Source organism: Embleya sp. NPDC050154 (genome assembly GCF_044460165.1).
GTDB lineage: Bacteria > Actinomycetota > Actinomycetes > Streptomycetales > Streptomycetaceae > Embleya.
On sequence record NZ_JBITJP010000001.1, the window covers coordinates 717,898 to 742,390 of the forward strand.

At 72.2% G+C, this 24,493-nt stretch carries 25 protein-coding genes; 12 read left to right on the forward strand and 13 right to left on the reverse strand.

From position 1 onward, the window contains the following. Positions 1-37: 37 nt before the first annotated feature. A complete protein-coding gene (locus ACIBSV_RS03275) occupies positions 38-931 on the reverse strand; it encodes an AraC family transcriptional regulator (protein WP_395859187.1) in 894 nt (297 codons plus the stop codon). A 50-nt stretch (positions 932-981) separates the two neighbouring features. Between ACIBSV_RS03275 and ACIBSV_RS03280 the strand changes: the two genes are divergently transcribed. Both ACIBSV_RS03280 and ACIBSV_RS03285 read left to right on the forward strand, forming a co-directional pair. Further along, positions 982-1,413 carry a DUF2000 family protein gene (locus ACIBSV_RS03280; RefSeq protein WP_395859188.1) on the forward strand — a complete coding sequence of 144 codons (432 nt, stop codon included), beginning with the start codon at positions 982-984 and terminating at the stop codon, positions 1,411-1,413. A 207-nt stretch (positions 1,414-1,620) separates the two neighbouring features. Further along, positions 1,621-2,145 (forward strand): flavin reductase family protein, encoded by a 525-nt coding sequence (locus tag ACIBSV_RS03285; protein WP_395859189.1) that lies wholly within the window; start codon positions 1,621-1,623, stop codon positions 2,143-2,145. 411 nt (positions 2,146-2,556) lie between these two features. Here the strand turns inward: ACIBSV_RS03285 and ACIBSV_RS03290 are convergent, their stop codons facing one another. The 3 genes from ACIBSV_RS03290 to ACIBSV_RS03300 all read right to left on the reverse strand — a co-directional run bounded on the left by ACIBSV_RS03290 (position 2,557) and on the right by ACIBSV_RS03300 (position 5,652). Next, positions 2,557-3,054 (reverse strand): cupin domain-containing protein, encoded by a 498-nt coding sequence (locus tag ACIBSV_RS03290; RefSeq protein WP_395859190.1) that lies wholly within the window; start codon positions 3,052-3,054, stop codon positions 2,557-2,559. Between the two features lie 418 nt (positions 3,055-3,472). Beyond that, positions 3,473-4,039, reverse strand: a complete 567-nt coding sequence (locus ACIBSV_RS03295; protein ID WP_395859191.1) for an NADPH-dependent FMN reductase — start codon at positions 4,037-4,039, stop codon at positions 3,473-3,475. 302 nt (positions 4,040-4,341) lie between these two features. Then, positions 4,342-5,652 (reverse strand): WS/DGAT domain-containing protein, encoded by a 1,311-nt coding sequence (locus ACIBSV_RS03300; protein WP_395859192.1) that lies wholly within the window; start codon positions 5,650-5,652, stop codon positions 4,342-4,344. A gap of 181 nt (positions 5,653-5,833) precedes the next feature. Between ACIBSV_RS03300 and ACIBSV_RS03305 the strand changes: the two genes are divergently transcribed. The 3 genes from ACIBSV_RS03305 to ACIBSV_RS03315 all read left to right on the forward strand — a co-directional run bounded on the left by ACIBSV_RS03305 (position 5,834) and on the right by ACIBSV_RS03315 (position 8,476). Beyond that, on the forward strand, positions 5,834-6,346 hold the full coding sequence (locus ACIBSV_RS03305) for a SigE family RNA polymerase sigma factor (RefSeq protein WP_395859193.1): 513 nt from the start codon (positions 5,834-5,836) through the stop codon (positions 6,344-6,346). 289 nt (positions 6,347-6,635) lie between these two features. Then, entirely contained in the window at positions 6,636-7,559 is a 924-nt protein-coding gene (locus ACIBSV_RS03310; protein ID WP_395859194.1) for a hypothetical protein, read from the forward strand. 134 nt (positions 7,560-7,693) lie between these two features. Further along, positions 7,694-8,476 carry a DUF3152 domain-containing protein gene (locus ACIBSV_RS03315; protein WP_395859195.1) on the forward strand — a complete coding sequence of 261 codons (783 nt, stop codon included), beginning with the start codon at positions 7,694-7,696 and terminating at the stop codon, positions 8,474-8,476. A 205-nt stretch (positions 8,477-8,681) separates the two neighbouring features. Here ACIBSV_RS03315 and ACIBSV_RS03320 read toward each other — a convergent pair whose 3' ends face one another. After that, positions 8,682-9,212, reverse strand: a complete 531-nt coding sequence (locus ACIBSV_RS03320) for a helix-turn-helix domain-containing protein (RefSeq protein WP_395859330.1) — start codon at positions 9,210-9,212, stop codon at positions 8,682-8,684. A 124-nt stretch (positions 9,213-9,336) separates the two neighbouring features. Between ACIBSV_RS03320 and ACIBSV_RS03325 the strand changes: the two genes are divergently transcribed. From ACIBSV_RS03325 to ACIBSV_RS03340, 4 genes are all read left to right on the forward strand, one after another. Further along, the gene (locus ACIBSV_RS03325) at positions 9,337-10,059 is read left to right on the forward strand and encodes an AzlC family ABC transporter permease (RefSeq protein ID WP_395859196.1); all 723 of its coding nucleotides are present in this window, start codon (positions 9,337-9,339) and stop codon (positions 10,057-10,059) included. Further along, on the forward strand, positions 10,059-10,367 hold the full coding sequence (locus ACIBSV_RS03330; protein WP_395859197.1) for an AzlD domain-containing protein: 309 nt from the start codon (positions 10,059-10,061) through the stop codon (positions 10,365-10,367). The genes ACIBSV_RS03325 and ACIBSV_RS03330 overlap by 1 nt, the downstream gene beginning before the upstream one ends. Before the next feature lie 38 nt (positions 10,368-10,405). After that, positions 10,406-11,068: an SDR family oxidoreductase gene (locus ACIBSV_RS03335; RefSeq protein ID WP_395859198.1), complete on the forward strand. Its 663-nt coding sequence runs from the start codon at positions 10,406-10,408 to the stop codon at positions 11,066-11,068. 556 nt (positions 11,069-11,624) lie between these two features. Next, positions 11,625-12,545, forward strand: a complete 921-nt coding sequence (locus ACIBSV_RS03340; RefSeq protein ID WP_395859199.1) for a DUF6777 domain-containing protein — start codon at positions 11,625-11,627, stop codon at positions 12,543-12,545. A 505-nt stretch (positions 12,546-13,050) separates the two neighbouring features. Here ACIBSV_RS03340 and ACIBSV_RS03345 read toward each other — a convergent pair. Beyond that, positions 13,051-13,248 carry a hypothetical protein gene (locus tag ACIBSV_RS03345; protein WP_395859200.1) on the reverse strand — a complete coding sequence of 66 codons (198 nt, stop codon included), beginning with the start codon at positions 13,246-13,248 and terminating at the stop codon, positions 13,051-13,053. Positions 13,249-13,505: 257 nt separating this feature from the next. On the opposite strand from ACIBSV_RS03345, the gene ACIBSV_RS03350 reads away from it, so the two are divergent. Continuing rightward, on the forward strand, positions 13,506-15,107 hold the full coding sequence (locus tag ACIBSV_RS03350) for an ABC-F family ATP-binding cassette domain-containing protein (protein WP_395859201.1): 1,602 nt from the start codon (positions 13,506-13,508) through the stop codon (positions 15,105-15,107). Positions 15,108-15,228: 121 nt separating this feature from the next. Here the strand turns inward: ACIBSV_RS03350 and ACIBSV_RS03355 are convergent, their stop codons facing one another. The 3 genes from ACIBSV_RS03355 to ACIBSV_RS03365 all read right to left on the reverse strand — a co-directional run bounded on the left by ACIBSV_RS03355 (position 15,229) and on the right by ACIBSV_RS03365 (position 19,104). Then, positions 15,229-15,987, reverse strand: a complete 759-nt coding sequence (locus ACIBSV_RS03355) for a class I SAM-dependent methyltransferase (protein ID WP_395859202.1) — start codon at positions 15,985-15,987, stop codon at positions 15,229-15,231. Between the two features lie 280 nt (positions 15,988-16,267). After that, the gene (locus tag ACIBSV_RS03360) at positions 16,268-16,972 is read right to left on the reverse strand and encodes a hypothetical protein (RefSeq protein WP_395859203.1); all 705 of its coding nucleotides are present in this window, start codon (positions 16,970-16,972) and stop codon (positions 16,268-16,270) included. A gap of 146 nt (positions 16,973-17,118) precedes the next feature. Then, positions 17,119-19,104, reverse strand: coding sequence for an ABC1 kinase family protein (locus ACIBSV_RS03365; RefSeq protein ID WP_395859204.1), 1,986 nt, complete (start codon positions 19,102-19,104; stop codon positions 17,119-17,121). 188 nt (positions 19,105-19,292) lie between these two features. On the opposite strand from ACIBSV_RS03365, the gene ACIBSV_RS03370 reads away from it, so the two are divergent. After that, positions 19,293-19,679 (forward strand): hypothetical protein, encoded by a 387-nt coding sequence (locus ACIBSV_RS03370; protein ID WP_395859205.1) that lies wholly within the window; start codon positions 19,293-19,295, stop codon positions 19,677-19,679. Between the two features lie 134 nt (positions 19,680-19,813). Here the strand turns inward: ACIBSV_RS03370 and ACIBSV_RS03375 are convergent, their stop codons facing one another. The 4 genes from ACIBSV_RS03375 to ACIBSV_RS03390 all read right to left on the reverse strand — a co-directional run bounded on the left by ACIBSV_RS03375 (position 19,814) and on the right by ACIBSV_RS03390 (position 23,869). Continuing rightward, complete coding sequence (locus ACIBSV_RS03375; RefSeq protein ID WP_395859206.1) at positions 19,814-20,023, reverse strand: cold-shock protein; 210 nt, start codon at positions 20,021-20,023, stop codon at positions 19,814-19,816. A gap of 221 nt (positions 20,024-20,244) precedes the next feature. Further along, positions 20,245-21,351 carry a nitric oxide synthase oxygenase gene (locus ACIBSV_RS03380; RefSeq protein ID WP_395859331.1) on the reverse strand — a complete coding sequence of 369 codons (1,107 nt, stop codon included), beginning with the start codon at positions 21,349-21,351 and terminating at the stop codon, positions 20,245-20,247. 219 nt (positions 21,352-21,570) lie between these two features. Beyond that, positions 21,571-22,743, reverse strand: a complete 1,173-nt coding sequence (locus tag ACIBSV_RS03385; protein ID WP_395859207.1) for a globin domain-containing protein — start codon at positions 22,741-22,743, stop codon at positions 21,571-21,573. Positions 22,744-23,341: 598 nt separating this feature from the next. Continuing rightward, positions 23,342-23,869, reverse strand: coding sequence for a gamma carbonic anhydrase family protein (locus tag ACIBSV_RS03390; RefSeq protein ID WP_395859208.1), 528 nt, complete (start codon positions 23,867-23,869; stop codon positions 23,342-23,344). Between the two features lie 110 nt (positions 23,870-23,979). Between ACIBSV_RS03390 and ACIBSV_RS03395 the strand changes: the two genes are divergently transcribed. Further along, complete coding sequence (locus ACIBSV_RS03395; protein ID WP_395859332.1) at positions 23,980-24,366, forward strand: MmcQ/YjbR family DNA-binding protein; 387 nt, start codon at positions 23,980-23,982, stop codon at positions 24,364-24,366. Positions 24,367-24,493: the final 127 nt, after the last annotated feature.

Genomic DNA, 24,493 nt, shown 5'->3' on the forward strand with positions numbered 1-24,493 from the left:
CACAGCACACCGACGGTTGGCCGCCCCGGGACAAACGCTAGGGGGCGATAGGGGTGCGACGCGAGCGCCGGTCCCGGCGGTCGTGGATCGGTACCGGCCCGGTCGCCTCGTCCTCTTCGCCGGTGACGACCGGGAGCCTCCCGCCGCGGGCGAACCGCCCGGGGCTGGTGCCCAGGACGCGCTTGAAGTGCCGGTTCAGGTGCGACTGGTCGTAGAAGCCGGCGGTCACCGCGACGGTGTGCGGCGGCATTCCGTCGAGCAGGAGCCCGCGGGCGAGATCGACCCGACGTCCGGTCAGGTATTGGTGTGGCCCGATGCCGAACTCCCGGCCGAAGGCCCGCACCAGGTGGGTCGGGTGGGCGTACAACAAGCGGGCGGCCTCCGCGAGGGTGACGCCCTCGACGAATCGATCGTCCAGCAGGTCGCGCAGCCGCCGGGCCAGACCCGGATCACGCACGGCGGGCGGCGCGTCGACCCGACCCACCAGGTGTCCGCGCAGCCGTTCGGCGATGAACGCGAGCCTGCTCTCGGCCTCCAATTCCTCGCCCGGCCGCAGCAGCGAGGTGTGCAGTCGGTGTACCCGCCGGCTCAGCGCGAGGTCGGCGAGCACCGGGTGGTCCACGGCCGGGCCGATCAGCTCGTCGGCCACATGCGAGGAGTCCAGATACAGCACCCGCTTGCGGAACCCGGTCGGCGTGGCCGCGCTCCCGTTGTGCGGGACGTGCGGCGGCAGCAGGCTCACGGTGCTGCGCAGGGCGCCGTGCTCGTGCCGGTCCAGGTCGTACCTGACCATGCCGTCGTCGACGATCAGCAGCGTCCACGCGGCGTGCGTGTGCATCGGATAGGCGTGATCGGTCATGTGCGCGTGCAGGACCTCGCGCACCCCGGCCACCGCCGGCCGCCACGCCACGATCTCCGCGCCGGCAACCATGTCAGGATCGTACAAGACGGCCCCCGACCGGCCCGGACACGATGCCAGGCATGGAAACCGAGCACGAACCCGTTCGTTTCGACACCAGGATCGCCGTGCTGTTGCGCGCCGACCTGGCCCAGTGGCAGCGACTGAACGTCACCGCGTTCCTGGTCAGCGGCCTCGGCACGCGGATCCCGGAGGTGATCGGCGAGCCCTACGCGGACGCCGACGACACCGCCTACCTGCCGATGTTCCGGCAGCCGGTGATGGTCTTCGAGGGCACCAAGGAGGTGTTGACGGCGGCACACACCCGGGCGGTGGGTCGCGAACTGCCCGTCACGGTGTTCACCTCGGATCTCTTCGCCACCGGCAACGACCGGGACAACCGTGCCGCGGTCCGAGCCGTCCGGCGGGCGGATCTGGACCTGGTCGGAATGGCGGTGTACGGCCCGCGCAACGCGGTCGACAAGGTTCTCAAGGGCGCCCGGATGCATCCCTAGCGGATCGGCCGGGAGCGGAGCCGGATGTTCGCGCGGTGGGGCGTAGTGGCGGTGGCGGTGGGCAGTAGCCCCGGGTCGGGAAGCACAACCGATGATCCGACCGGTCGCGACGAGCGCGACCACCGCGCCGGTCGCGAGTGTCGCAACGGTCCGACGGTCGCTACGAGGAGGGTGGATGTGGTGAGCAACCCGCCGAAAGGTCGATCCGTGCCCGAAGAACCCGGTCCCGATGCCGATGCCGACTTCGACTCCTTTGTGGCGGCGCTCGACTACCCGATGTTCATCGTCACGGCGGCCCGGCCGGACACCGGCGAGCGCTCCGGATGCCTGGTCGGCTTCGCCACCCAGTGCGGTATCGACCCGCGGCGGTTCCTGGTCTGCGTGTCCGCCGCGAACCACACCCATGCCGTCGTCGCCGCGGCCGGCGTCATCGCGGTGCACGCGCCCGATTCACGGCAACACCCGCTCGCGGCCCTGTTCGGGGAGGAGACCGGTGATCGCACGGACAAGTTCGCGCACTGTGCGTGGACCGAGGGTCCGTTCGGCGTACCGCTCCTGAACGACTGTCCCCGGCGCTTCGTGGGTCGTGTCCTGGAGGCGATCGATCTGGGCGACCACACCGGCTTCGTCGTGGCGCCCGTCCGGGCTCCGGACCATCCGGCCCCGACCCGGCCCGACCTGCTGACCTTCTCCGACGTCCGGGACTTGGACGCGGGCCATCCCAGGGGCTGATCCGCCGCGGAACCGGGGAAACGAAACGAGGGGAGGGGGGGGGGGGCCCCCCCCCCCCGGCCCCCCCCACACCCCCCCCCACCCCCCCCCCGACCCCCCCCCCCCGCCCGCCCCCCCCGCCGCCGAGGGCCGGCCCCCCCCCCGCGACGGGGCGGGCCCCCCCCCCGGGGCCGCCCCCCCGGGGGGGGGGGGGGGCCCCCCCCCCGGGGGGCCCCCCCCCCCCCCTCCCCTGTGACAACCCCATCGTGCTTCGACGCCCGTTCCGCCACCCCGTGTCGGCGGTTCCGCCCCACCCGTGCTCGCTGCCCGCAGTCCACATCCTGGCGGAGCCCGCCAGGACGAACCATCCGTAGGGCTACTCGGCCGCGAAGCTGAGTACCGAACGTTCGTCCTGAGTACCGGCACGCCGGTTCAGGATCCGGCGAGGGCCTCGCGCCACACCGGGCTGTCCACGTAGTGGTTGTCGAACCGCTCCGAGGTCGCGCGCAGTTCGGCGACGTCGGCCTCGCCGCGGTAGACCCGCTCCAGGAGTCGGTAGTAGTCGAAGCGGTCCATCCCGGGGGTGAACACGACCAGCATCTTCGCCTCGGTGTCCGGGGCCGGTGCGAACGCGTGCGGTGTGCGGGCCGGCACCAGCAGGAAGTCGCCGGTCTCCAGGGTGACGATCTCCTCGCCGAGCAGGATGCGCATGGTGCCCTCGAGGACGTGGAACATCTCGTCGGCCCTGGTGTGGAAGTGGGCCGGTGCGCCGGGGGAACCCTTGTCGAAGGTGGCCAGGTTGGCGGTCGTCCCGGGGGTGTCGGCCAGCAACGTGATCAGGCTGGTGGGACCGTCCTGGACGACCTCCGCCTCCTGGGTGCGGACCAGGATCGAGGCGGGGACGGCGGCGTTCGAGGCGTGTGTGGACATGGTGGCTCCCGGCGTGGCTGGTTGGGTCGATCGAGGAGAACGGCCGGCCGGTCGGTGTGCGTCGAGTGACGTGTGCTTCGGCGCCCGGCCCCGCTGTTCGTTGTTATCAATCTATGGCGTGGTTCGACCCGTCGAATGGTTCACTTCAGCCACGAAACGATGGGTCAATTTCATTTCTCGCGAGCGTGCGTCCCTCGGGAGAGTCCACCCCTGGCGAGCGTGAAGTCGCGCCGACGAGGCAAGGGGTTTCGCCGCCCCGTGACGGCGAAACCCCTCCTCGCGCGCGTCCGACCGCGATGACGGTCCGACGGCGCTCCCCGCGGTCGGATCCCGGCGGCCCGGATGGCGAACAACCTCGGCGGCGGATCGCGGACGCGCCTGCCGGACCCGCCCGGCACGGCCCCGGTCGCGCGATCGCTCACTTGCCGTCGATCTTCTCCGCCAGTGCGGCGAGCAGGTCGCGGAGCAACCCGATGGTGTCCTCGTCGGTCAGGTTGCCCGCGTCGTCGAAGCGCTCGTGCGAGCGGAACGCGATCAACTCGGGCCGCACCACCACGTCGGTGTGCGTCCAGACGAACACCTGACGCAGCGCGAGCTGCGCGCGTACCGAGCCGAAGTTGGTGGGCGCCGCGCCCATGATCGCGGCGGGCTTGTGCAGCAGCGGCAGACCCTCGGTCCGGGACCAGTCGGTGCTCACCCAGTCGATCGCGTTCTTCAGCACGCCGGGGATCGAGTAGTTGAACTCGGGCGTGGCGATCAGCAGACCGTCCGCCTCGGTGATCCGCCGGCGCAACTCGGCGACGGCGGCGGGGCGGTCGTTCGCGTTGTCCTGGTCCAGGTCGTAGGGCGGGATCTCGCGCAGGCCCTCGTAGATCTCGATGTCCATGCCGCCCGGCGCGAACTTCTGCGCGGCACGCAACAACCGCGTGTTGTGCGACGCGGCGCGCAGGCTGCCGGATATCGCCAGGATCTTGACGTCACTCATCGCGAGAGCGCTCCTTCGTGGGTCTTCGATGGTCGGATCGGGGCGCCGTGCGAGGGTCGGACGGGCGCCGCACACCACCGGTGCGGTTCGGACCGCGACGGTACGACCGGCGACCGGGCCGGTCGGCGGTGCTCCCGTTCCCGGGTATGGAAGAAACGTATGTCCCGGACACCCCCGACATGGGTGGCCCGACATGCCACAGAGGGGACCGATCGCGCCGGCGCCGTCGGGATCGATGGTCGTCGTCGTGCGGTGTCGCTCGCGGTCGAACGCCGGCCCGGCCGGTGCCGACCGGGCTCCGCTCAGCGGGCCGCGGTCTGCGCCAGTTCCTCGAACTCGACGCGGATCGCCTCGGCCAACCGATCGGCCGTCACGCCGTGGGTGCGATCGGCGGTGACGCAGACGGTGAAGGCGTCCCCGAGCCCGGTGAAGCCGAAGACCACGCCCTGCGCGCCCATCAGCGGTGGGGCCACGACCAGTTCGATCGCCGGTCGGCCGAGCAGGATCAGCGGTACGTCCGGGCCGGGGATGTTGGTGCAACTCGTGTTCGCGTAGCTCGCCGACATCGTGACCAGCCCGGCGAACCAGCCGACCCGAAGCGGCAGCCGGGCGCTCACCTCGATCGCCGCCCGCGCGATGGCGGCCTGCCCGGTGGCCTTGGCGCGCGTGGTCGCCGCGTGCACCCGGGCCAGTCGCACGCCCGGATCCCGTTCGGCGAGCGGCAGCGGGACCCGGAAGAAGGACACCACGTTGCCGATCCGTGCCGCCTCGCCCGTCGCGCGTAGGTTCACCGGTACCAGCGCGGCGACGCGTCGCGGCAGCGCGGGACCCGCCGGTGCGACCGCGCGCAGCGCCCCGGCGACCGCCGCCAGGTACACGTCGTTGACGGTCGGCCGCCCACCGCCCCGGGTCGCGCGCCGGGCGGCCCGTACCGTCTCCGGGGACACCGTCACCCAGGTCACGTGGCGACCCGCGCCGATCCGGCCGTTGAACGGCAGCCGGGAATTCCGGCGGAGTACGCCGCCGGCCGTCGCCGCGAGCCCGCGTGCGGATGCCCGGCTCGGCGGTACCCGACGCACCGCCGGGCCGGGCCCCGCCGGTTCCGCCGCGGCGTCGGTCCCGGGTCCGGCGCCCATCAGGCGCTCCAGCAGCCGGATCACCGTGACCCCGTCGGCCACCGCGTGATGCATCCGCAACAGCACGGCGAACCCGTCGTGCTCGTGCCCGGACAGCAGGTACATCCGCCATGTGGCGCGAGTGGGCGGGATGCCCTCGGCGAGCAATTGCCCGACGCGCTCGCGCAGCGCGTTCGGGCCGGGCACGACCGGCGCGGCGACCACGTACCGGTCCGGTTCGAAGTCCTCGGAGACGAACCAACGCGGTCGTCCGCGCCGGCGCCCCGGTACGACCGCGCCCGCGCGCAACCGCAGCCGCGGCACGGACCCCCAGCGGTCCCGGACCAGCTCGCGCAGATCGCGCACTTTCGGCGCGGCACCGCGTAAGCGCACCAGGGCGAAGAACCAGGGGTCTCCGGAGTTCCCGAACCACTCGTGCACGACGAACGGCAGGTCGCCCGGCGCCGGATGGGTCGTACGCGGCGGGGTTCGTGGCACGTTCCGAGCCTCCGAGCTGGGTCACGGGCGGGGCCGCCGGCGTCCGGTGACCGGCGTCGAGGCGAGCCGTCGGCCCGGCGAGGAGCGGGCCGTTGCCCATTGTGACGCAGAACACGTGCATCCTCCGCACCCCCCGGCTGCGTATGGATCAGGGACGGAGGCGGCAGGAAAGGAGGTCGGGATGGGCCCACAGGGTCGCGAAGGGTTCACCGAGTTCGCCCGGACCTCGGCGCACCGCCTGTGTCAGACGGCGTATCTGCTGTGCGGTGACTGGCATCTCGCCGAGGACCTCACCCAGATCGCCTTGGAGAAGCTGTACCTGGCCTGGCGTCGGATAGAACACACCGACCAACCGCACGCGTACGCGAAACGTGTGCTCTTGAACGCCTACCTGGATCGCCGACGCCGCCGGAGCTCGACCGAGGTTCCCGGCATCGACGCGCAGGCCCTGGAGCGCCGACCCGACGAGGCGGCCGACGTCGATCTCCCGGACGTTCGGCTCACGCTGATCGACGCACTGATGCGGCTGTCACCGCGTGATCGGGCGGTGGTGGTCCTGCGCTACTGGGAGGACCACAGCGTGGAGGCGGTCGCCGAGATGCTCGGCATGTCCGCCTCCGCGGTCAAGAGCGCGGGCCCGCGCGCACTGGCCCGACTGCGCGGCACGCTCGCGGTCAATCCGCTGGTCGGTTGAGTCGGCCGGCGGGGCCCGAGGGCGGCCGTCGCACACGTCCGCGGACGACCCGCGTCCGGGACGCGCGCGGCAGCCGTCCGTCGAGGACACGCACGGAAGTCATGCACACCGAAGACACGCACCGAAGACACGCACCCCGGTCATGCACCCGGGTCACGCACCGAAGACACACGCGAGACACGCACCCGAGACACGTATCGCGGAACAGGTATCGACGACATGCGTCTGCATCGAAGGCACCCGATGGAGCCGACCGATGAACGATGACCGATCAGCAGAGGAGGTGACCATGACACCGGACAAGGCAGCACCCATACCCGGCGCCACACCCGGCACCTCGCTCGGCGCCGATCTCGAACCCGACCTCGCCGGGGGCCTCGAACCCGACCTCGAACCGGGCTTCGACCCCGATCTGGAACGTGCCTTTCGCCGGCAGCTCCACGACGAACTGGCCCACCAGGGCAACCGCCCGATGGCCGACGTGGTGGCCCGCGCGGCCTCCCGGGGCCGACGGCGCGTGCTGATGCGCGCCGGCGCCGGCATCGTGGCCTCGATGGCCGCGGTGGTGGCGATCGGAGGGGCCGCCGCGGTCGCCCTGGACCGGGCCGGCCCGAAGTCCGAGCGCACGGCCGTACCGGCGTCGCCGGCCGCCCCCCGGCCGAGCCCGTCGCCCGACGGCCGGGTGGACGCCGTTCGCCAGGCGATCGCCCGCGATCTCGGCGACGTACTCACCGCCTTGGTGCCGGGCGGGACGGGATCGACGGTCCGGACCGGGTACGTCCCGGAAACCGGGGTCTCGGCCGAGATGACCATGAACGAGGGCAACGGACCGACCGGGGTGGTGTCCGTGTCACTGCGACCCGGCACGCTGCCGGAGTGCCGATCCGACGGCCCGACCCCGGCCGAGCGCACGGACGAACACGGAATCACGCATTCCATCAAATGCCTGCAACCGGAGCGCAACGGCACGTGGATGGCCTCGGAGAGCCTGCGCACCCCGGACGGCGTCTTCCGGGGGCAAGCGGTGCTGTTGCCGATCGGCCCGACCGTGCTGCGACTGCTCTGGGCCAACGGGCCGCTGGACGGTACGCGCACGGAGGCCGTCAAGGGCAGGATGCCGCTGGCCGACGACCAGGGTGCGGCGATGGCCCGGAACGCGGCCTGGGAACCGGTCGCCCGGCGGCTCCTGGACGCCGGCACGGGTACCGGGTGAGCGGGCGCGGCACCGGACGTCGTGCCAAGCCGCGTCGCGCCGCCCGAAACCGTGGCCGCGCCCGGGCCCACGCCCGGAGCCACTCGGGTCCACGTCCGCGCGGCGTGCGACGGGTGTTGTTCGGGGTGGGCGCGGTGGCCGCCGTACTGTTCCTGCTCACCGCGCTGCCCGGGTTCTCCGGTGGCGGTGGTGCGTCGACCGTCGACGTCGGCGCCACCCCGGCGCCGGTGCCGAGTGGTGGGCCGGCGGCGGTCCCGGCGCCGGAGCAGCCGTCGGCCCAGCGGGACCTGCCGGTGCGGGCGTCCGCGTCACCGGACCCCCTCGCTGGGGCCGGCCTGCGCTTTCCGCTGGAGTCGACGCTGCGGCTCGGCGGAAGGTTCGTCACCGAGCCGGGCAAGAACTCCGGCCCGGCCGGGGCGAAGCGGGTCGACTATCGGGTGGAGATCGAGGAGGGCCTCGCGCTGGACCATGCGCTGTTCGTCGCGATCGTTCAGCAGACCCTCAATGATCCGCGCGGTTGGGCGCGGGACGGGAGGGTGTTCGACCGTACCGACGGCGCGGACGTGTCGTTCGTGGTGCGCCTGTCCAGTCCGGGCACCCTGCACCGGATCTGTTCGCCGATCGTCGGCGACACCAGCGTGTCCAATGTGTCGTGCAACGCGACCGGCACGCCGTGGGTGATGATCAACGGCTGGCGCTGGGCCCAGGGTTCGACCGCGTACGGCGACGACATCCTCGGCTATCGGCAGATGCTGATCAATCACGAGGTCGGGCACCGCCTGGGGCACCAGCACAACACCCGATGCGGGCCGGGCGGCCTGGCGCCGGTGATGATGCAGCAGACCAAGAGCCGCGAGGCGGACAACGGCAAGCTGTGCGTCGCGAATCCGTGGCCCTACCCGGCCGCCGCTGCCTGAGTCCTGCCGGCCGGTCGGCGTATCCACCCGGTTGTCGGCGGTCCCGGGCCTCCCGGGACCGCCGATGGCCGGCCGGCGTCCGGCTCCTCGACGGCCGAGGCGCCGGCGGCGCGTCCATTGCGGGGGCCATCGCCGGCATCGGATGTGCCCGGGCGTCTGACGCGTTCGGGCGTAGGAAGTGTCCGAGCGTCGGATGTGTCCGGTGTCAGATGTGTTCCGAGATCAGGACCGCCGAGGTGTCCGGTGCCAGGGCCTCGAAGACGTGCGGCGCGTCGCCGGGGTAGGCGATGTAGTCGCCGGGCGCGAGTTCGACGGGGGCCTCGACCGGGCCGACCAGGGCGCGGCCGGTGGCGAGCACCACGTGTTCCGTGGTGCCGGCCCCGTGCGGCTCGGACGTACGCGGTTCGCCGGGCTGGGCCACCACGCGGTACACGTCGCGGCGCGCGTTGGGCGGGCTCGTGGCAAGCAGCGTGGCCGCGTAGTCGGCCTGTTCCGAGTGGGTGACCGGTCCGCCGCCGGCGCGGATCACCCGGACGTTCGAGTGCGGCGGGTCCACGAGTCGACTGAACGGTACGCCGAGCGCGACGGCCAGCGCCCACAACGTCTCCACGCTGGGATTGCCGACACCGGCTTCGAGCTGGGACAGCGTGGACTTGGCGATCCGGGCGCGCCTGGCCAGTTCGGTCAATGACACTCCCGCGCGCTCGCGCTCGCGCCGCACGGACGCCGCGATCATCGCGATCGGTCCGGCGGTGGGCTCGGCGGCGGGGTCGGAGGGCAGGTTGCCGGCCACGTGTTCGCTCCAGACGTTGCATTGTTCGGCTTGACGAACGTACATCACTTCGTTCACTGTACCGGACATGCGTTCGTCATATCGAACACTCGATCGGGCCACCCTTCGCGACATCCTCCTCGTCTGCGTCGCCGACGCCGTGGTCGGCGCCTCCTTCGGAGCCATCGCCGTCGCGGGTGGCCTCGCGCCGTGGGTACCGATCGTCATGTCCGTGCTCGTCTTCGCCGGCGGCGCCCAGTTCGCCGCCGTCGGCATCGTGCTCGCCGGTGGCAGCCCGATGGCCGCGGTCCTGGCCGGACTGGTCCTCAACGCCCGGCTGCTGCCCTTCGGCTTCGCCGTCGCGGACGTACTCGACGACCGCCGGCGCGGGTGGACCCGACTTCCGGGCGCGCACCTGATCACCGACGAAACGGTGGCTTTCGCGCTGCGCCACACCGACCCGGCGCTGCGCCGCGCCGCCTTCCGGGTCTGCGGGGTCGGCCTGTTCGTCATCTGGAACCTGTCGGTCGCGGTCGGCGCGCTGGCCGGCACCGGCCTCGGCGACCCCGCCGCGCTGGGTCTGGACGCGGCCTTCCCCGCCGTCCTGCTGGCGCTGGTACTGCCCGCGCTCCGCGACCGCGACACCCGCAACGCGGCGCTCCTCGGCGCGGCCGTCGCGCTCGCCTGCACCCCGTTCCTACCCGCCGGCCTACCGGTCCTGTTCGCGCTCGTCGGCCTGACCCCCTACCTGCGCGCCTCCCGCCCCACCGCCAAGCCCACGTCCACCGACTCGACCCGGGAGCCGTCCTGATGCCGTTGCTCGCCATCGCCCTCCTCGCCGCCGGCACCTACGCCTTCCGCCTGGTCGGCCCGCTCAGCCGAGACCGCCTGCACCTCCCCGACCACACCCACCGCCTGCTCGCGATGGCCGCCGCCGTCCTCCTGATCGCCCTGACCACCACCGGCACCCTCACCGAGACGCAGGACTTCGCCGGCTGGTCCCGCCCGGCCGGCGTCCTGGTCGCGGGCATCCTGGCGATCCGCCGCGCGCCGTTCCCGGTGGTGGTGCTCGCGGCGATCGCCGGCACCGCACTGCTGCGCCTGGCGGGCGTGTCCTGATCCACGAAGGCCCCTCGGACGGGCCTAGCATGATCCACATGCGCATTGTCATCGCGGGTGGACACGGTCGAATCGGTCTGCGGCTGGGGGCGTTGCTCGCCGAGCGCGGCGACGAGGCGGCGGGGCTCATCCGCAACCCGGCGCAACAATCCGACCTGGTCGAACGCGGCATCCGACCCATCGTCTGCGATCTCGAGACGGCCACCGTGGCGGCGGTCGCCGGGCACCTGACCGGCGCCGATGCCGTGGTGTTCGCGGCGGGGGCGGGGCCCGGCAGCGGGATCGCCCGCAAGGACAGCGTGGATCGAGGCGCGGCGACCCTGTGTGCGGACGCGGCCGAACAGGCGGGCGTGCGGCGGTTCGTGGTCGTGTCGGCGATGGGCGCGGACCGCGAACCGCCGGCCGGCACGGACGAGGTATTCGCGGCCTACCTGCGCGCCAAGGGCGCGGCGGACGCGGACGTGCGGTCCCGCGCGAATCTGGACTGGACGATCCTGCGCCCGGGACGTCTCACCGACGACCCGGGCACCGGCCTGGTCACCCTCGCCGAGCACACCGACCGCGGCGCGGTCACCCGCGACGACGTCGCCGCGGTCCTGGCGGCACTCCTGGACGAACCGGCCACAGCCGGCCGCACGTTGGACCTGGTCGAGGGCCCGACCCCGATCCCGGAAGCGATCGCCGCGCTCGTCCGGGGCTGAACCCCGGGCTTCACCCCATCGCCCCACCGACCCGCGCATCCGGGCCTCCGTCCAGCCCGCGCGCCACCGCTGCGCATCGCTGCGCGGCGCAACTCCCCACCCCCAGGCGTTCTTTCGTCCGGCCCACCCGGCCCGCCGCGTTCGCCACGCCCCGGCTCCCGTGAGCGGTCGAATCCCGGGCCTCGCCCCCAACCGCCCGTCGACCCGGGCGTTCGGCTCTTCGCTCAGCCCGCGCCAGTTGCCGCGGCAACCCCCAACTCCCCGCTCCCATAAGCTCCTTCGCTCGGACCACCCGCCCCCGTCGCCTTCGCCCGCCCCGGACCGTCCGCCCCCGCCGGCTCGCCGCGCGCGTGGTGCGGTCGGGTTGTGAAAGATGGGGAATTGGCCCACCGCACGGGGCGATTTGTCGCATCATGAAGGTGAGGGCGGACCGGGAGGTTCCGCGCCGTCGTCTCGGGGGGATGCGATGGAGGCTTGGCCACCGCCTGCGCGAAGGCGAACCGGAGGCGTCGATGGACGGGTTCGCCGTCGCCCCTGGTACGCCGCGCTGGTCGCCGTGTTCACCGCGTGTGCGCTGCTGCTCGGTGCCGCGTCCGGTTGTGCGGACGCGAAGGTGTCGAAGGTGGTCGGGGTCGTGGCGGGCGACCTGGGCGCCGATCCGTTCTTCTCGGTCAACTTCGGGCTGGACGCGCTCGGTCTGCGTCCCAAGGTGTCCGCCGCCAAGCTGTCCGGCGACACCCCCGGTCTGTTCGGCGGCTCCAACAAGGCGCGGATCTGCGACAAGGAGCAGTTGATCCAATTCCTCGGCCTGGCCGCCAACCTGGTGCCCGCGACCCGGTGGATGAAGGTGCTCAAGGTCGCCGGCACACCCGCCATCCGCGCGTTCGTGACGCGGCTCACCCCGGTCGTGCTGCGCACCGACACCCTCGTGCGTAATCACACGCTCAAGAACGGGGCGCTGGTGGCCTTCGACGCGATCCTCCAAGCCGGTACCGCGGTGCTGATCGACGAGCTCGGGCAGCCGGTGGTCAAGTGCAACTGCGGGAATCCGTTGGCCGGGCCGGAGAAGGACGCCGCCCACGTACGTCTCGATACCGCCGACGCCTCCTGGAAGCGGACCGGATCCAAGCCCACGACGGTGAAGAAGGCCAAGCAGCCGGTGAAGACGTTCGTGATCACCGACCCGACCCGGCCGGACCTCGCCGTCGCCCGACCGCCCGGCAGCGCCGGGGACCGGGACGCGCCCACCGCGACCCCGCCGCCGCTGCCCGAGCGAGGCAAGAAGGCGACTCCGAGCGGGTCCACGGGCAGTGCCGGCGTCACCGGCCCGAGCGCGAGCGCGTCGTCGACCTCCACCTCGACCTCCACGGCGACCTCGACCGGCACCCGCCGGCCATCCACGTCGGCAGGCACCGGTGGCAAGTCCGCCAAGCCCGCCAGTCCGGCCGCCGCGTCGGTGGTCCCCGCGCTCCGCTGACGGCAGGGGTGGGCCGACACGCTCCCGTCGGCCCACCCCCGCGCCGCGGATCCCGGACCCGGCCGACGTGCGGGGCGGCACGTCGGCCGGGCCGAGGCCGATCAAGTGGCAGTCCGCTCTGTTCGGCGGCGGGCGCGTTCAGCCGGGCGCGCATGTACGCGTGATCCTTGCGCCGGTTAGCGCCCACTCCCTCGAAGACCCGCGGACTGGTCACGAACGCGATGCCCAGGCCCGCCATCAGTCGCCGCCGGTCCGCGAACGGGACGCCGATCACCCTGCAATGCAGCGCGGCGGAGAACGGATCCGCGTAGCCCGCGCGCAGGTCGGCCGCCGGGCCCTCGGCGATCAGGGCGTCGAGCAGCAGATCGGCCTGATCCGGCCGAAGGCCGGACCGTCGCGTCCGACACGTTCCGTGCCCACGTCGGTGCCGGGCGGCGGTCGCCTCCCGTCGGGAAACGTCCGCCGCCGTCCGGCTCGCGGGTCCGGGTCGGGGCCGGGGCCGGTGTCAGTGCTTGAGGCCGCCCATCAGCGAGGACACCGTGGCGTCGAGGGCCGCGTCGGCGCCGTCGGTCGCCGGCGGCGTGTGGTGCGGGGTGTTCAGGGCGATGTCCGTACCGGGTGCGGCGTTCGCGACCGGCGCGGCGAGCGCGGCGGCCCCCGCGGTCAGCAGAATGCCGGCCAGAATGCGTCGAGTGTGCGTCATACCCTGCTCAACGCGGAGACCGCCCCCGGGCTACGCCCTGTCACCCGCCCGGACCCGTACGCCGGGCCCGACCGGCACGGCCCGCTCGTCGGCCCGGTACACGAAGCGCCCGCCTCCGTACGCGATCAAAAAGGCTTGGACAGCCACCGGGCGTGGGTTGTTAGCCTGACCCCCATGTCTACGCCCCGACTGTCCTAGCAAGAGGACCCGCTTACACGTCACCCGTGTGTCCTCTTGCCATCTCGGAGCGTAATTCCATGATCACCCTTCGCGGTGTCGACGTACGCGTCGGCGCCCGCCTGCTGCTGTCCGACGTCAACTTCCACATCGCCCCCGGCGACCGGATCGGCCTGGTCGGCCGCAATGGCGCGGGCAAGACCACCCTGCTGGACACCGTGGCCGGCAGGGTCCGGCCGGCCGCCGGAACCGTCACCCGTACCGGCTCGCTCGGCCACCTGCCCCAGGACTCCCGCGCGGCCGACCGCACGGTCACCGTCACCGACCGGATCCGATCCGCACGCGGCCTGGACCGGGCGGACCGCGCGTTGCGGGCGGCCGAGACCGCGCCGGCCGACGCGGTCGGCCCGGCCGCGTTGGAGCGGGCGATGCGCGCCTACGTTCGGGCCGAGGCGGAATTCCAGGCGCGCGGCGGGTACGCGGGCGAGGCCGAGGCGGCCCGGGTCGCGGCCGGCCTCGGCCTGCCGGAACGGGTGTTGGACCAACCCGTCGGCACGCTCTCCGGCGGCCAACGGCGCCGCGTCGAACTGGCCCGCATCCTGTTCGCCGACCACGGCACGCTGCTCCTGGACGAGCCGACCAACCACCTCGACGCCGACTCGATCGACTGGCTGCGCGGCTTTCTGCTCGCCCACCGGGGCGGTCTGGTGCTGATCAGCCACGACACTTCGTTGCTTGCCGCCACCGTCAACCGGGTCTTCCACCTCGACCCGCAGCGCGCCGCACTCGATGTGCACAACACCGGGTGGTCCGGCCATCTCGCGCAGCGCGCCGCGGACGAACGCCGGCGGACCCGCGAGCGGGCCAACGCCGAACGCAAGGCCGCGTCCCTGCACGCCCAGGCGGACCGGATGCGCGCCAACGTCGCGACCGCGGTGGCCGCGCGCAACATGGCCCGCCGCGCGGACCGGATGTTGGCCGACCTGGAACCGGCCCGGCACGCCGACCGGCATGCCCGCATCCGGCTGCCCGAACCGGCCCCCTGCGGGCGCATTCCGCTGGGCGCGATCAGCCTGACCAAGTCCTACGGCGACCACCGCGTGTTGACCGGCGTCGACCTGGCCGTCGACCGAGGCAGCCGGCTGGTCGTACTCGGCCTCAACGGTGCCGGCAAGACCACCCTGCTGCGCGTCCTCGCCGGGCACGAGACGCCGGACGGGGGGCGCGTGGTGGCCGGCACCGGGCTGCGCCTGGGCTACTTCGCCCAGGAACACGACACCCTGGACCTCTCCCGTTCGGTCCGCGACAACCTGGCAGCGGCGGCCCCGCACCTGAGCGACGGTGAAGTACGGCAGGTGCTGGGCGGGTTCCTGTTCACCGGGGACGACGCGGACAAGCGGGCCGAGGTGCTCTCCGGCGGCGAGAAGACCCGGCTCGCGTTGGCCGGCCTGGTCCACTCGGGCGCCAACGTGCTGCTGCTCGACGAGCCCACCAACAACCTCGACCCGGCCTCCAGGGACGAGGTGCTCGCGGCGGTCGGCACCTATCCCGGCGCGATCGTGATGGTCACCCACGACCGGGGCGCGATCGAGGCGCTGCGCCCGGATCGGGTGCTGCTGCTCCCGGACGCCGCCGAGGACCTGTGGAGCACGGACTACCTGGACCTGGTCGCGCTCGCCTGACCCACCGGCGGCCGTCCGCGGACGGGTCCGACCCAGCCGGGCCCGTCCGCCGTCCGGCTCCGATCGGCCGGTCGGTTCGGCTCCGACCGGCCGCGACCGACTCCGACCACCTGGGATCCACTCAGCCGGTCCGACGCGCCTCGATCAGAAACCGCGCCGAGTGGGCGACGAACGGGCCGTCCCGTTCGATGAGTTCGTGCAGGTCACGGAGCCGGTCCCGGTGGGCGTCCACGGTGAAGCCGGGCACCATCCAGATCACCTTGCGCAGGAAGTAGACCACCGCGCCGATGTCGAAGAACTCCATCCGCAACCGCTCCGAGCGCAGATCCACGATCTCCAGCCCGACCGCCCGCGCGTCGGCGCTCTCGGTGTCGGGGTGCCGATGTTCGCGGGCCTCGGGCTGCGGCCCGAGGAAGTACTCGACCAGCTCGAACACCGACGCGGGACCGACGTGTTGGGCGAGGTACGTGCCGCCGGGGCGCAGCACGCGGGCGATCTCGGCCCACCACACCGTGGCCGGATGCCGACTGGTGACCAGGTCGAACGCGGCGTCGGCGAACGGCAGCGGTGGCTCGTCCGGATCGGCGACCACGACCGCGCCGAGCGGGTGCAACAACCGGGTGGCCTTGGCCAGGTTCGGCGGCCAGGACTCGGTGGCGACCATCGTCGTCGGCAACTTGGGCGCCCCGGCGAGCACCTCGCCGCCGCCGGTCTGGATGTCCAGCGCCGCCGCCACGCCCCCCAGCCGCTCGCCCATCAGTCGCTGGTAACCCCACGAGGGGCGCGCTTCGGTGGCCCGCCCGTCGAGCCAGGAGAAGTCCCAGCCTTCCACGGAGGCCGACTCGGCCTCGGCCAACAGATCCTCAAAGGTGCGTGACATAGCCGAATCATTACCGTGAAAGATCGAAAACACCAAGAATCGGGCCCCGTCTCCCGGCCCGGCCGGCGGGTCGGCACCGCCTGAGCAAATCCCGTCACAATCAAGGCAGTTCGATCCTCGAAGAAAGCAGCGGCCGGATCGCCGGGCAAGACGGATCACCTCGCCGGCAGGGCTTCCCGACGCGCAGGCCGCCGCCGCGGCGGCCTGCGCGTCGGGCATGGTTTCGATGTTCCGGAGCCGTTGGCCCGTTCCGACCCCGACCCCGACCCGACCGACCCGGCTACCCGACGAACTCGCGATCGCCGTGGTGGATCGTGGCCTTGGACCAGTCGCCACCCAGGGTGCCGACGAAGCGGCGGACCAGGTCGGTGTCCGCGCGGTCCGCGACCAGGATCAGTTTGCCGCCGCGCACGGTGACCGAGCCGCCGAACAGGCGGTCGCGCGCCTCGGGGTCGGCGGCCAGCCCGTCGTGCAGGCGCTGTACGGTCACGCCCGGCACCTCGACCTCGATCGCGTCCGCACGCGGCGAGTCGGCGCGCAGGTACTCGAACGTCAGCACCGACTCCTGCGCGTAGCGCTTGCGCAGCACCTCGGCGATGTGGTGGAGCCGCGCGGCGTCGATGTCGTCGACGTCGAACTCGCGCGAGCGCTCGTAGGTGGTGCTCTGCAGGTCGCCGGACCAGAACACGCCGTCGAGCAGCGAGGACTTCTCCGGGTCGGCGCCATGTGCGCGGACGATCGCCCGCACCTCGCACGCGAACCGGTTCAAGGGGGTGTCCAGCCGGGGATCGTTCGGGTCGCTGATCACCGCGGTGTTGTCGGTGACGAAGATCTCCGCGTCCGGCAGGTGTCGGCGGGTGTGTCCGGGCGAGGCGTCGGCCACGCACGCGGGAGCGTGCGACGTGGCGGCGACCGCGGTCTGGGCGCCGCCGGCGCCTATGGTGATGCCGAACGCGAGGACGAGGGCTGCGGGCCAACGCTTCATCGAGGGTCCCCCTGGGGTGGCCGAGTGGTGTGGGACGGCATGACGCCGAACGAAACGATCATGAAACGGTCAAGCTACCCGAGCGTCTCCGACCGCGGGCGGAAGGTAGCCGACTTCCGTGTCGGAGCCCGCCACCGGCCCCGACGTCATGTTCGCGCGTCCGCGCGTTCCGCCCGGAAGATGCCGAACAACACGCGCAGGACCAGGACGCAGCTCACCACCAGCAGGTTGTAGCCGAACAGTTGGTACAGGCCCACGCTGTCGCCCACCCGCGGCCCGCCCTCGGTGCCCAGCAGCAGCACGGCCATGATCCCGGCCGTCGCGCCGAGCACCGTCAGCAGCGTCCGATGCAGCATGGACGTGAGCACGCGGCGGTCGCGTTCGTCGGCCAACAACCGGACGTTGACCCCCAGCCGACCCTCCTCCAGCGCGCCCGTCACCCGCTCGAAGCGACGCGGAAGGCGGCGCAACACCGGTAGCAGATGCATCAGTTCACTGGCCGCGGCATCGCGCAGACCGGCCGGCTCCAAGCGGTCGGTGACGTGCTTGGTCGCGTAGCCGCGCGCCTCGGCGAAGATGTCGAAGCCAGGTTCGATCCCGGTCAGCGTGCCCTCGACGGTGGCCAACGACCGGAAGACGGCGGCGATCTCCGGTGCCACGGTCAACTCGAACGCGGACACCAGCCGGAACAGGTCGGTGAACATGGCCAGATCCGGCGCCAGGCCCGCGCTGAGATGGCGGGCCATGAACTGGCCCAGCGCGCGTTGCAGCCGCTGCTCGTCCAACTCCGCCGGGCGGGTCACCACCTGGAGCAGCGCGTCGGACATCGCGGCCGGATCGGCGCGGCCGAGCGCGAGCAGCAGTTCCTGGAGTCCGGCCCGCAGTTGCGCGTCGATCCGGCCCACCGAGCCGAAGTCGAGCAGCGCCAACCGGCCGTCGGCGAGCAACATTATGTTGCCCGGGTGCGGGTCGGCGTGGAAGATCCCGTCGAACATGAGCTGCCGCAACAACTCGCCCAACAACATCCGGGCCAACTCGCCCCGATCGACCCCGCGCTCGTCCAGCGTCGCGATGGCGTCGCCCAGCGGTATGCCGTCCAGCCGGTCGAGCACCAGCACCCGTGCGGTGCTCAGCTCGGGATGCAGTCCGGGCAGGATCAGCCGGGCGTCGCGCCGTCCGGCGCCGGCGGCGGTCACCGCGGCGGTGTTGCGCGCCTCGATCCGGAAGTCCAACTCCTCCCGCAGCGCCACCGCGAAGCCGTCGGCGAGCTCGACCAGGCCCAGCGCGCGCCCCCATGTGGTGCGCCGGTCCAGGCTCGTCGCCAGCCGGGCCAGGATGTCCAGATCCCGCTCGACGATCGGTCCGATCCCCGGGCGCTGCACCTTGACCACCACCTCCGCGCCGGAACGCAGCCGGGCGCGATGGACCTGGGCGATCGACGCGGCCGCGAGCGGCTCGGGATCGAACTCGGCGAACACCTCGGTCACCGGCGCGCCCAGTTCGGCGGTCAGAACCCGCTCCACCTCCGCCCAGGGCGCGGGCGCGACGCGGTGCTGGAGCAGCGCGAGCGCGTCCACGAACTCGACCGGCAGCAGGTCGCGGCGGGTGGACAACACCTGGCCGAGCTTGACGAAGGTGACCCCGCCGTCCTGGAGCGCCTCCTGCAACGAGCGGGCCAGGCCGGCCCGCCGGCTCGTGCGATCGGCCCGGCGCCCGCGCAGGTAGGGCCCGAGTCCGTGCCTGGCCGCGATCCGACTGATCTGCGAGTAGCGGCGTCCGCGCGCGAAGCGGCGGCGCAGTCCCCGGACGAACTCGACCGTGCCCGGCCACGATCCGCTCGGGACGAGCGCCTCGGTCACCACGATGAAGGTCATCGCGGCGAGCAGCGCCACACCGAGCGTGATGGTCATGAATACGCCGGGATTGTGCCGTTGGACGCTGCCGCCGAGTGCCCACGACACCACGAGTCCGAGCAGTCCCGCGGCGAGTGTGCGGCGCGTGCCCACCGGCAGCCCGAGCAACCGCCGGGCGCCCCAGGCCAGTCCGAGGGTGAGCAGGAGCGCGGTGATCGCGGTGGCCGGCCACAACACGGCGGGGTTCACATCGGCGTCGGCCGCGCTCAGCACGGGCACCACCGGAAGTGCTCGAGTTCGATGCGTCCGCCGCCGGACGGCGACAATCTTCGCGACATGCCGATGAGACCTTCCCCGAGTGATCACGCAAGTGCGCAGGAGAACCTATCGTCCGGGCGTGAACGCGACGCGAATCCGAGTACGCGTACTCAGGCCGGCCGATCCGGCGCCGACCCAGGATGTGGTCCATGATCAACCGCCGGTCGTATCCGACCCCGCCGCCCCCGGCGTGGCAGCCGCCGTCCCCCTCGCCGGTGCCCGTGCCGGTGCGTCCGCACGGCGCCTGGTACCTCGCGCCGCTCGTGTCGGCCGGGCTGAGCGGACTGTCCGCGGTGGTCGCCGGCGCGGTGTGGTTCGGCGTACGGGTGCGGAAGTCGATGGTCGACACCACCGAGTTCGGTGACGGCGCAACGGTCCCGTCGTACCCGTGGAACGACCGTCAGGGCACGGTCGACCTGTTGTTGTCCCTGTCGGTGCTCACCGCCGCACTCACCGTCGCCGGTTTCGTCGGCCTCACCATCGTCCGCCGCCGGGACCGCCGCGACCCGACCCGGGACACACCCGCCCGCGGCTGAACGCACGCCTGCCGCACCGGCGTCGGACCCGCCCGCGGCGACCCGCGCCGCCGCGGCCCGGAACGTGAACCGGGGCATCTTCGGAACGAGGGCCCGAAGATGCCCCGGTGGTCGACCGATCGACTGGCGCCGTGTCAGCCCTTGAGGACGCTGACATTCTCCGCCTGGGGACCCTTGGGGCCCTGGGTGACGTCGAACTCGACCCGGTCGTTCTCCTCCAACTGCCGGAAGCCGGTGCTCTGGATGGCCGAGAAGTGTACGAATACGTCCGGGCTGCCGTCGTCCTGCTCGATGAAGCCGAAGCCCTTATCCGCATTGAACCACTTCACTTTGCCTGTTGCCATCGATCCATTCCTTCACCTGATGCCACGACGCGCCGTGGGGGACGCGTCGGCCGGAGCCTCATCGCGACCGCGGCCCCCGAGATTTCCCGCCCCGACATCGGCGAAACACCCAAGTGGCGGGCGCCCGGGGGCGGACCGGGCCCTGTGCTCCCGGCTCCGGCGGACCGGGCGGGATGCGCCCGGTCCGCCGGATTCACTCGATCGCCCGACCGGCGGGCGGGTCAGGGGTGCCGGCCCGCCGAGCGGCCGGCGGCCGCCTCGTCGAGCAGGAAGGCCGGGCTATGGGTGGTCTCGTCGTAGTCGTCGTAGTAGCGGTGATAGACCGGCGTCAGGCCGCCGGAGACGGGCGGCACGATCCAACTCCAGTCCGCCGGACACGTGCGGCCCGCCTCCGCCTCGCGTTGCACGTGACGCAGGAAGCGGTCGGACTCGGTGTGGTGGTCGGTGATGGTCGCCCCGGCCGCGTCGAACGAGTGCAGCACGGAACGGTTGAGCTCGATCAAGGCACGGTCCCGCCACAGCGTGCGCTCGCTGGAGGTGTCCAGGCCGAACAGCGCGGCGATCGCCGGGAGCATGTCGTAGCGATCCGCGTCGACCAGGTTGCGGGCACCGATCTCGGTGCCCATGTACCAGCCGTTGAACGGCGCCGCGCTGTAGGAGACGCCGCCTATCTCCAGGCGCATGTTGGAGATCGCCGGGATCGCGTGCCAGCGCAGGCCCAGCGCGGCGAACCCGGGGTGCTCGGGATGGGACAATTCCACCTCGCGGATCGCGTCCGAGGGCAGTGCGTACGCGCGGAGTCCGCCGCCCTCGTCCTCGACGATCAGCGGTAGCGGGTCGAAGTCGGTGCCGGCCCCGTGCCAGCCGAGTTCGCACGCGAGTTCGGTGATGCCCAGGTTGCGGCCGTCGCCCACGAGGCTGCCGTCCGCCCGGCGGTAGCCGGCGTAGCGGATGAGCTGCTCGTTCCAGATCCGCACCTTCGGCCCGGTGGGGGTGTCGGGCGCGAAGACGGTGATCGTGGGCCGGATCCGGCCGCCGCGCCAGGTCTCGCGCAGGTGCCCCGCGCACTGGGCGGCCACCTCGTCCGGGCGACTGACGTGCCGGCGGTCGCGCACGGACAGGCTGTTCCAGTACAACCGGCCGATGCAGCGGGCCGAGTTGCGCCAGGCGACCCGGGCGCCCCAGGTGAGTTCGGCCGAGGTGTGGGTGTAGGTGCCGGTCTCGCGGATCTGCTCGGCGATCTCTCGCCGGCGGGCCTCGGGATCGGTGGGCGAGTTGCTCTCCTGATGGAAGCGGTCCAGGAACGAGAGGGCCTGCGCGAGATCCACGGTGCCGTGCGGACGCGCGGGCTGGGCGGGTGGGGCGGGCGGGGCGGGCGGGGCGGGTACCTCGTGGCGCGGTTCGGGGCACGACGGCTGATCACCGCGGAGCCGGGTGATGCTCTGCTCGGTCAAGGTTCTCCTGGGAACCGGCTCGGTGCGACCACGGGGTCGCGGGAGCCTGTTTCGGATCTGGTGGGGTACGCGTGGGCGTCGGCGGCCGAAGGATCAGCCCGGCACCTCCGCGCCGACCGGGGTGGCCGACTCGGCCGCGACGTCGGTGGCGTACGCCCCGACGACCGGGTCGTGGTGGATCTGTCTGCGGCTCAGGCCGAGCCTGCGCAACACGCGCGCACTGTCCAGCACCATCGCGGGCGGCCCGCTCAGGTACGCGTCGCAGTCGTAGCGAGGCCCGTATTCCTTGACCACGTCGGAGACCCCTCCGCTGATCCCCGCCAAGGTCAGGTCGTCGAGCGCGGGCCGCACCCGCAGCCAGGACACCCGCTGGGACAGCCGCAGCAGGTCTTCGAGCCCGTACAGGCCGCTGTGCGCGCTGGCGCCGTAGAACAGGTCGACGAAACGATCGGTGCCGTAGTAGGCCATTTCCTCGACCATGGCCTTCAGCGGCGCCAGTCCCGTACCGCCCGCCACGCACAACACCGGGTTGGGTGCCAGGTGGTCGACGACCATCTCGCCCATGGCGGCGCCAAGTTTGATCCGATCGCCCGGTTTCGCCTTGTGTACCAGGGCGTTGCTCACCCAACCCGCCGGCACCGAGCGCACGTGGAAGGTGAGCAGGCCCTGCGGGTCGGGCGCGTTGGCGATCGAGTACGCCCGCCATACCCGTGGCCACCACGGGGTTTCCAGGAACGTGTACTGGCCCGCCCGGTAGGGAAACGGTACGTCCGGACGCACCGTGACCACGGCGATGTCGTCGGCGGGCTTCTCGTGTGCGACGATCTCCGCGGCCCAGTGTGGGGGGTTGGTCCGGGCATCCTCGTCGGCCGCGCCGATCATGATGCCCGCCGCGGCGCCGTACGCGCGCACCCAGGCGGACTGCACGGCGTCGTTCCAGGTGTCGCCGCTGAATCGCGCGAGCGCGGCGACCAGGCACTCGCCGACCAGGTCGTAGTGCTCGGCGATGACATCGAACTTGCGATGGTCACGACCGAGTTGGCCGAGGAATCCGCTCAGTGCCGGAGCGTTCTCCAGGTCACCGACGATGCGGATCAGTGCGTGCAGCAGACGGTCGCGCTGGACGTCCATCGCCGGGGGGAACAGGTCGCGCAGCGCGGGTTGCCGCAGGAACAGGAGAGCGTAGAAGTGGGACGTGACATCTGCGGCCTGGGGGGCGACGGCCGCGAGATTTTGTCGGATGAGTTCTGCGTCTTGAGATTCCAAAATCGGCCCATCGGTAGCCCTTCCGCATGAGGGTTGTCCGGCCGGCTCCGTCGAGAGTCCTTCGCGGAACACCGGCGGCCGGAACACGATCATGGGCTCGTCGTACCGGCGTCAAGTCGAAGGCCCGGTTCCGGTTATGGATGAACAGAAGTCTTTGATGCGGTGTTTGGTGATGATTCGCACCCCACTCTCCGCATCCATACGGTCACGTATGGCTGGGACAAATTGCCTGGTGGGAGGCCGAATTCAAGCCGGCACCGAAGCACGGGCGAAAGCCGCGAAGAGGGCCGGATGGGCCGGCGCGCGGCCGGGTCGGTTCGGCGACGGCGGCGGTGAGGCATGGGGGTGTCGGGCGCGGCGCTCGACCCGGATCGAGGATCCGGAGGACGGACGCCCGGGACCTCGGGTTCCGGCGGCGCGCCGACCACCGCCGGCCGGGGCGCCCTTGCGCGCCGGCCGGCGGTGGGGTTGGATGCGGTGTTCCGCGACACGGGTCCGCGCAACACCGGGACGCGGCGCGCGTGCCGACGCGCGAACTCCGCCGAACCCGGCGGGGTTCGGCGCAGCGGGAACGGACGTCGGCGGACCGGAACGCACGTCAGCGCGGGGTGATCTCGCCGTGGGCTTGGGCCAGGAATCGGTATCCGGCACCGTTGACCTTGATGCCGGCGCGCTCGTCCTCGGTGAGTTCGCGCTTGATTTTGGCCGGTACGCCCGCCACCAGCACGCCGGGCGGCACCCGCATGCCCTGAGGGACCACGGCGCCGGCGGCGACCAGGGCGCCCGCGCCGACGTGCGCGCCGTTGAGGACGGTGGAGTTCATCCCGACCAGGACGTCGTCCTCGATCGTGCAGCCGTGCAGCACCGCGTTGTGGCCGACGGACACGCGGGCGCCGATCACGGTCGGGAACTCCGGGTCGCTGTGCACGGTGCAGTTGTCCTGGATGTTGGTGTCCGGGCCCACCACGATCGATTCGGCGTCGCCGCGCAGCACCGCGCCGTACCAGACGCTCGCGCCGACGGCGAGGGTGACGGCACCGATCACCGTCGCGTTCAGGGCCACGAACGCGCCGGGGTCGATCTGCGGTTCCCGATCGCCCACGGCGGCGATCAGCGGGTTCGTCATGGTCCTCCTCCTCGGCGGATGGGCCCCGCTCGGGCCCGTCGCGGTCGCACTTTAGTGCGGTGGACGGGCGCCATACTGGCGGGATGGTCGACAAGCAGGGGTTGCCGATGATGGGCGCGGAACGGCTCCGGGGGATGTGCCTCGGGTTCAACGGGGCCGTGGAGGAGTTTCCGTTCGGGCGCAGTCCCGACCTGTCCACGTTCAAGGTGGGCGGCAAGATCTTCGCGTTCTCGGTGCTGACCGACCCGGAGCCGTTGCGGGTGAGCCTGAAGTGCGACCCGGAACTCGCGATCCGGCTGCGCGCCGAGCATTCGGCGATCGAGGCCGGCTACCACCTGAACAAGCGGCACTGGAACACCGTGACCCTGGACGGCTCGCTGCCGGAGACGCTGGTGCGGGACCTGATCGAGGACTCGTACGACCTCGTGGTCGCCCAACTGCCGAAGCTGCAACGCCTGAAACTGGACTGGCCGGGTCAGCGGCCGGAAGGGGTCTAGGCGACCCCGGGGGAGCCGAAAAGCCCTGCCGGGCGGGCGTGCGCGGCCCACCGAGCGGTGCGGAATCCGGCCGGGATGGTCGATTCGCCCGCCGGGCATCGAAGCGCGCCTTCCGGCGGTCCGGCAA

Excerpts from the sequence above, each read along its gene's own strand:
- ACIBSV_RS03275 (WP_395859187.1), bottom strand. The coding sequence starts at position 931 with ATGGTTGCCGGCGCGGAGATCGTGGCGTGGCGGCCGGCGGTGGCCGGG.
- ACIBSV_RS03280 (WP_395859188.1), top strand. The coding sequence starts at position 982 with ATGGAAACCGAGCACGAACCCGTTCGTTTCGACACCAGGATCGCCGTG.
- ACIBSV_RS03290 (WP_395859190.1), bottom strand. The coding sequence starts at position 3,054 with ATGTCCACACACGCCTCGAACGCCGCCGTCCCCGCCTCGATCCTGGTC.
- ACIBSV_RS03295 (WP_395859191.1), bottom strand. The coding sequence starts at position 4,039 with ATGAGTGACGTCAAGATCCTGGCGATATCCGGCAGCCTGCGCGCCGCG.
- ACIBSV_RS03305 (WP_395859193.1), top strand. The coding sequence starts at position 5,834 with ATGGGCCCACAGGGTCGCGAAGGGTTCACCGAGTTCGCCCGGACCTCG.
- ACIBSV_RS03310 (WP_395859194.1), top strand. The coding sequence starts at position 6,636 with ATGACACCGGACAAGGCAGCACCCATACCCGGCGCCACACCCGGCACC.
- ACIBSV_RS03320 (WP_395859330.1), bottom strand. The coding sequence starts at position 9,212 with ATGATCGCGGCGTCCGTGCGGCGCGAGCGCGAGCGCGCGGGAGTGTCA.
- ACIBSV_RS03325 (WP_395859196.1), top strand. The coding sequence starts at position 9,337 with ATGCGTTCGTCATATCGAACACTCGATCGGGCCACCCTTCGCGACATC.
- ACIBSV_RS03330 (WP_395859197.1), top strand. The coding sequence starts at position 10,059 with ATGCCGTTGCTCGCCATCGCCCTCCTCGCCGCCGGCACCTACGCCTTC.
- ACIBSV_RS03335 (WP_395859198.1), top strand. The coding sequence starts at position 10,406 with ATGCGCATTGTCATCGCGGGTGGACACGGTCGAATCGGTCTGCGGCTG.
- ACIBSV_RS03345 (WP_395859200.1), bottom strand. The coding sequence starts at position 13,248 with ATGACGCACACTCGACGCATTCTGGCCGGCATTCTGCTGACCGCGGGG.
- ACIBSV_RS03350 (WP_395859201.1), top strand. The coding sequence starts at position 13,506 with ATGATCACCCTTCGCGGTGTCGACGTACGCGTCGGCGCCCGCCTGCTG.
- ACIBSV_RS03355 (WP_395859202.1), bottom strand. The coding sequence starts at position 15,987 with ATGTCACGCACCTTTGAGGATCTGTTGGCCGAGGCCGAGTCGGCCTCC.
- ACIBSV_RS03360 (WP_395859203.1), bottom strand. The coding sequence starts at position 16,972 with ATGAAGCGTTGGCCCGCAGCCCTCGTCCTCGCGTTCGGCATCACCATA.
- ACIBSV_RS03370 (WP_395859205.1), top strand. The coding sequence starts at position 19,293 with ATGATCAACCGCCGGTCGTATCCGACCCCGCCGCCCCCGGCGTGGCAG.
- ACIBSV_RS03375 (WP_395859206.1), bottom strand. The coding sequence starts at position 20,023 with ATGGCAACAGGCAAAGTGAAGTGGTTCAATGCGGATAAGGGCTTCGGC.
- ACIBSV_RS03390 (WP_395859208.1), bottom strand. The coding sequence starts at position 23,869 with ATGACGAACCCGCTGATCGCCGCCGTGGGCGATCGGGAACCGCAGATC.
- ACIBSV_RS03395 (WP_395859332.1), top strand. The coding sequence starts at position 23,980 with ATGGGCGCGGAACGGCTCCGGGGGATGTGCCTCGGGTTCAACGGGGCC.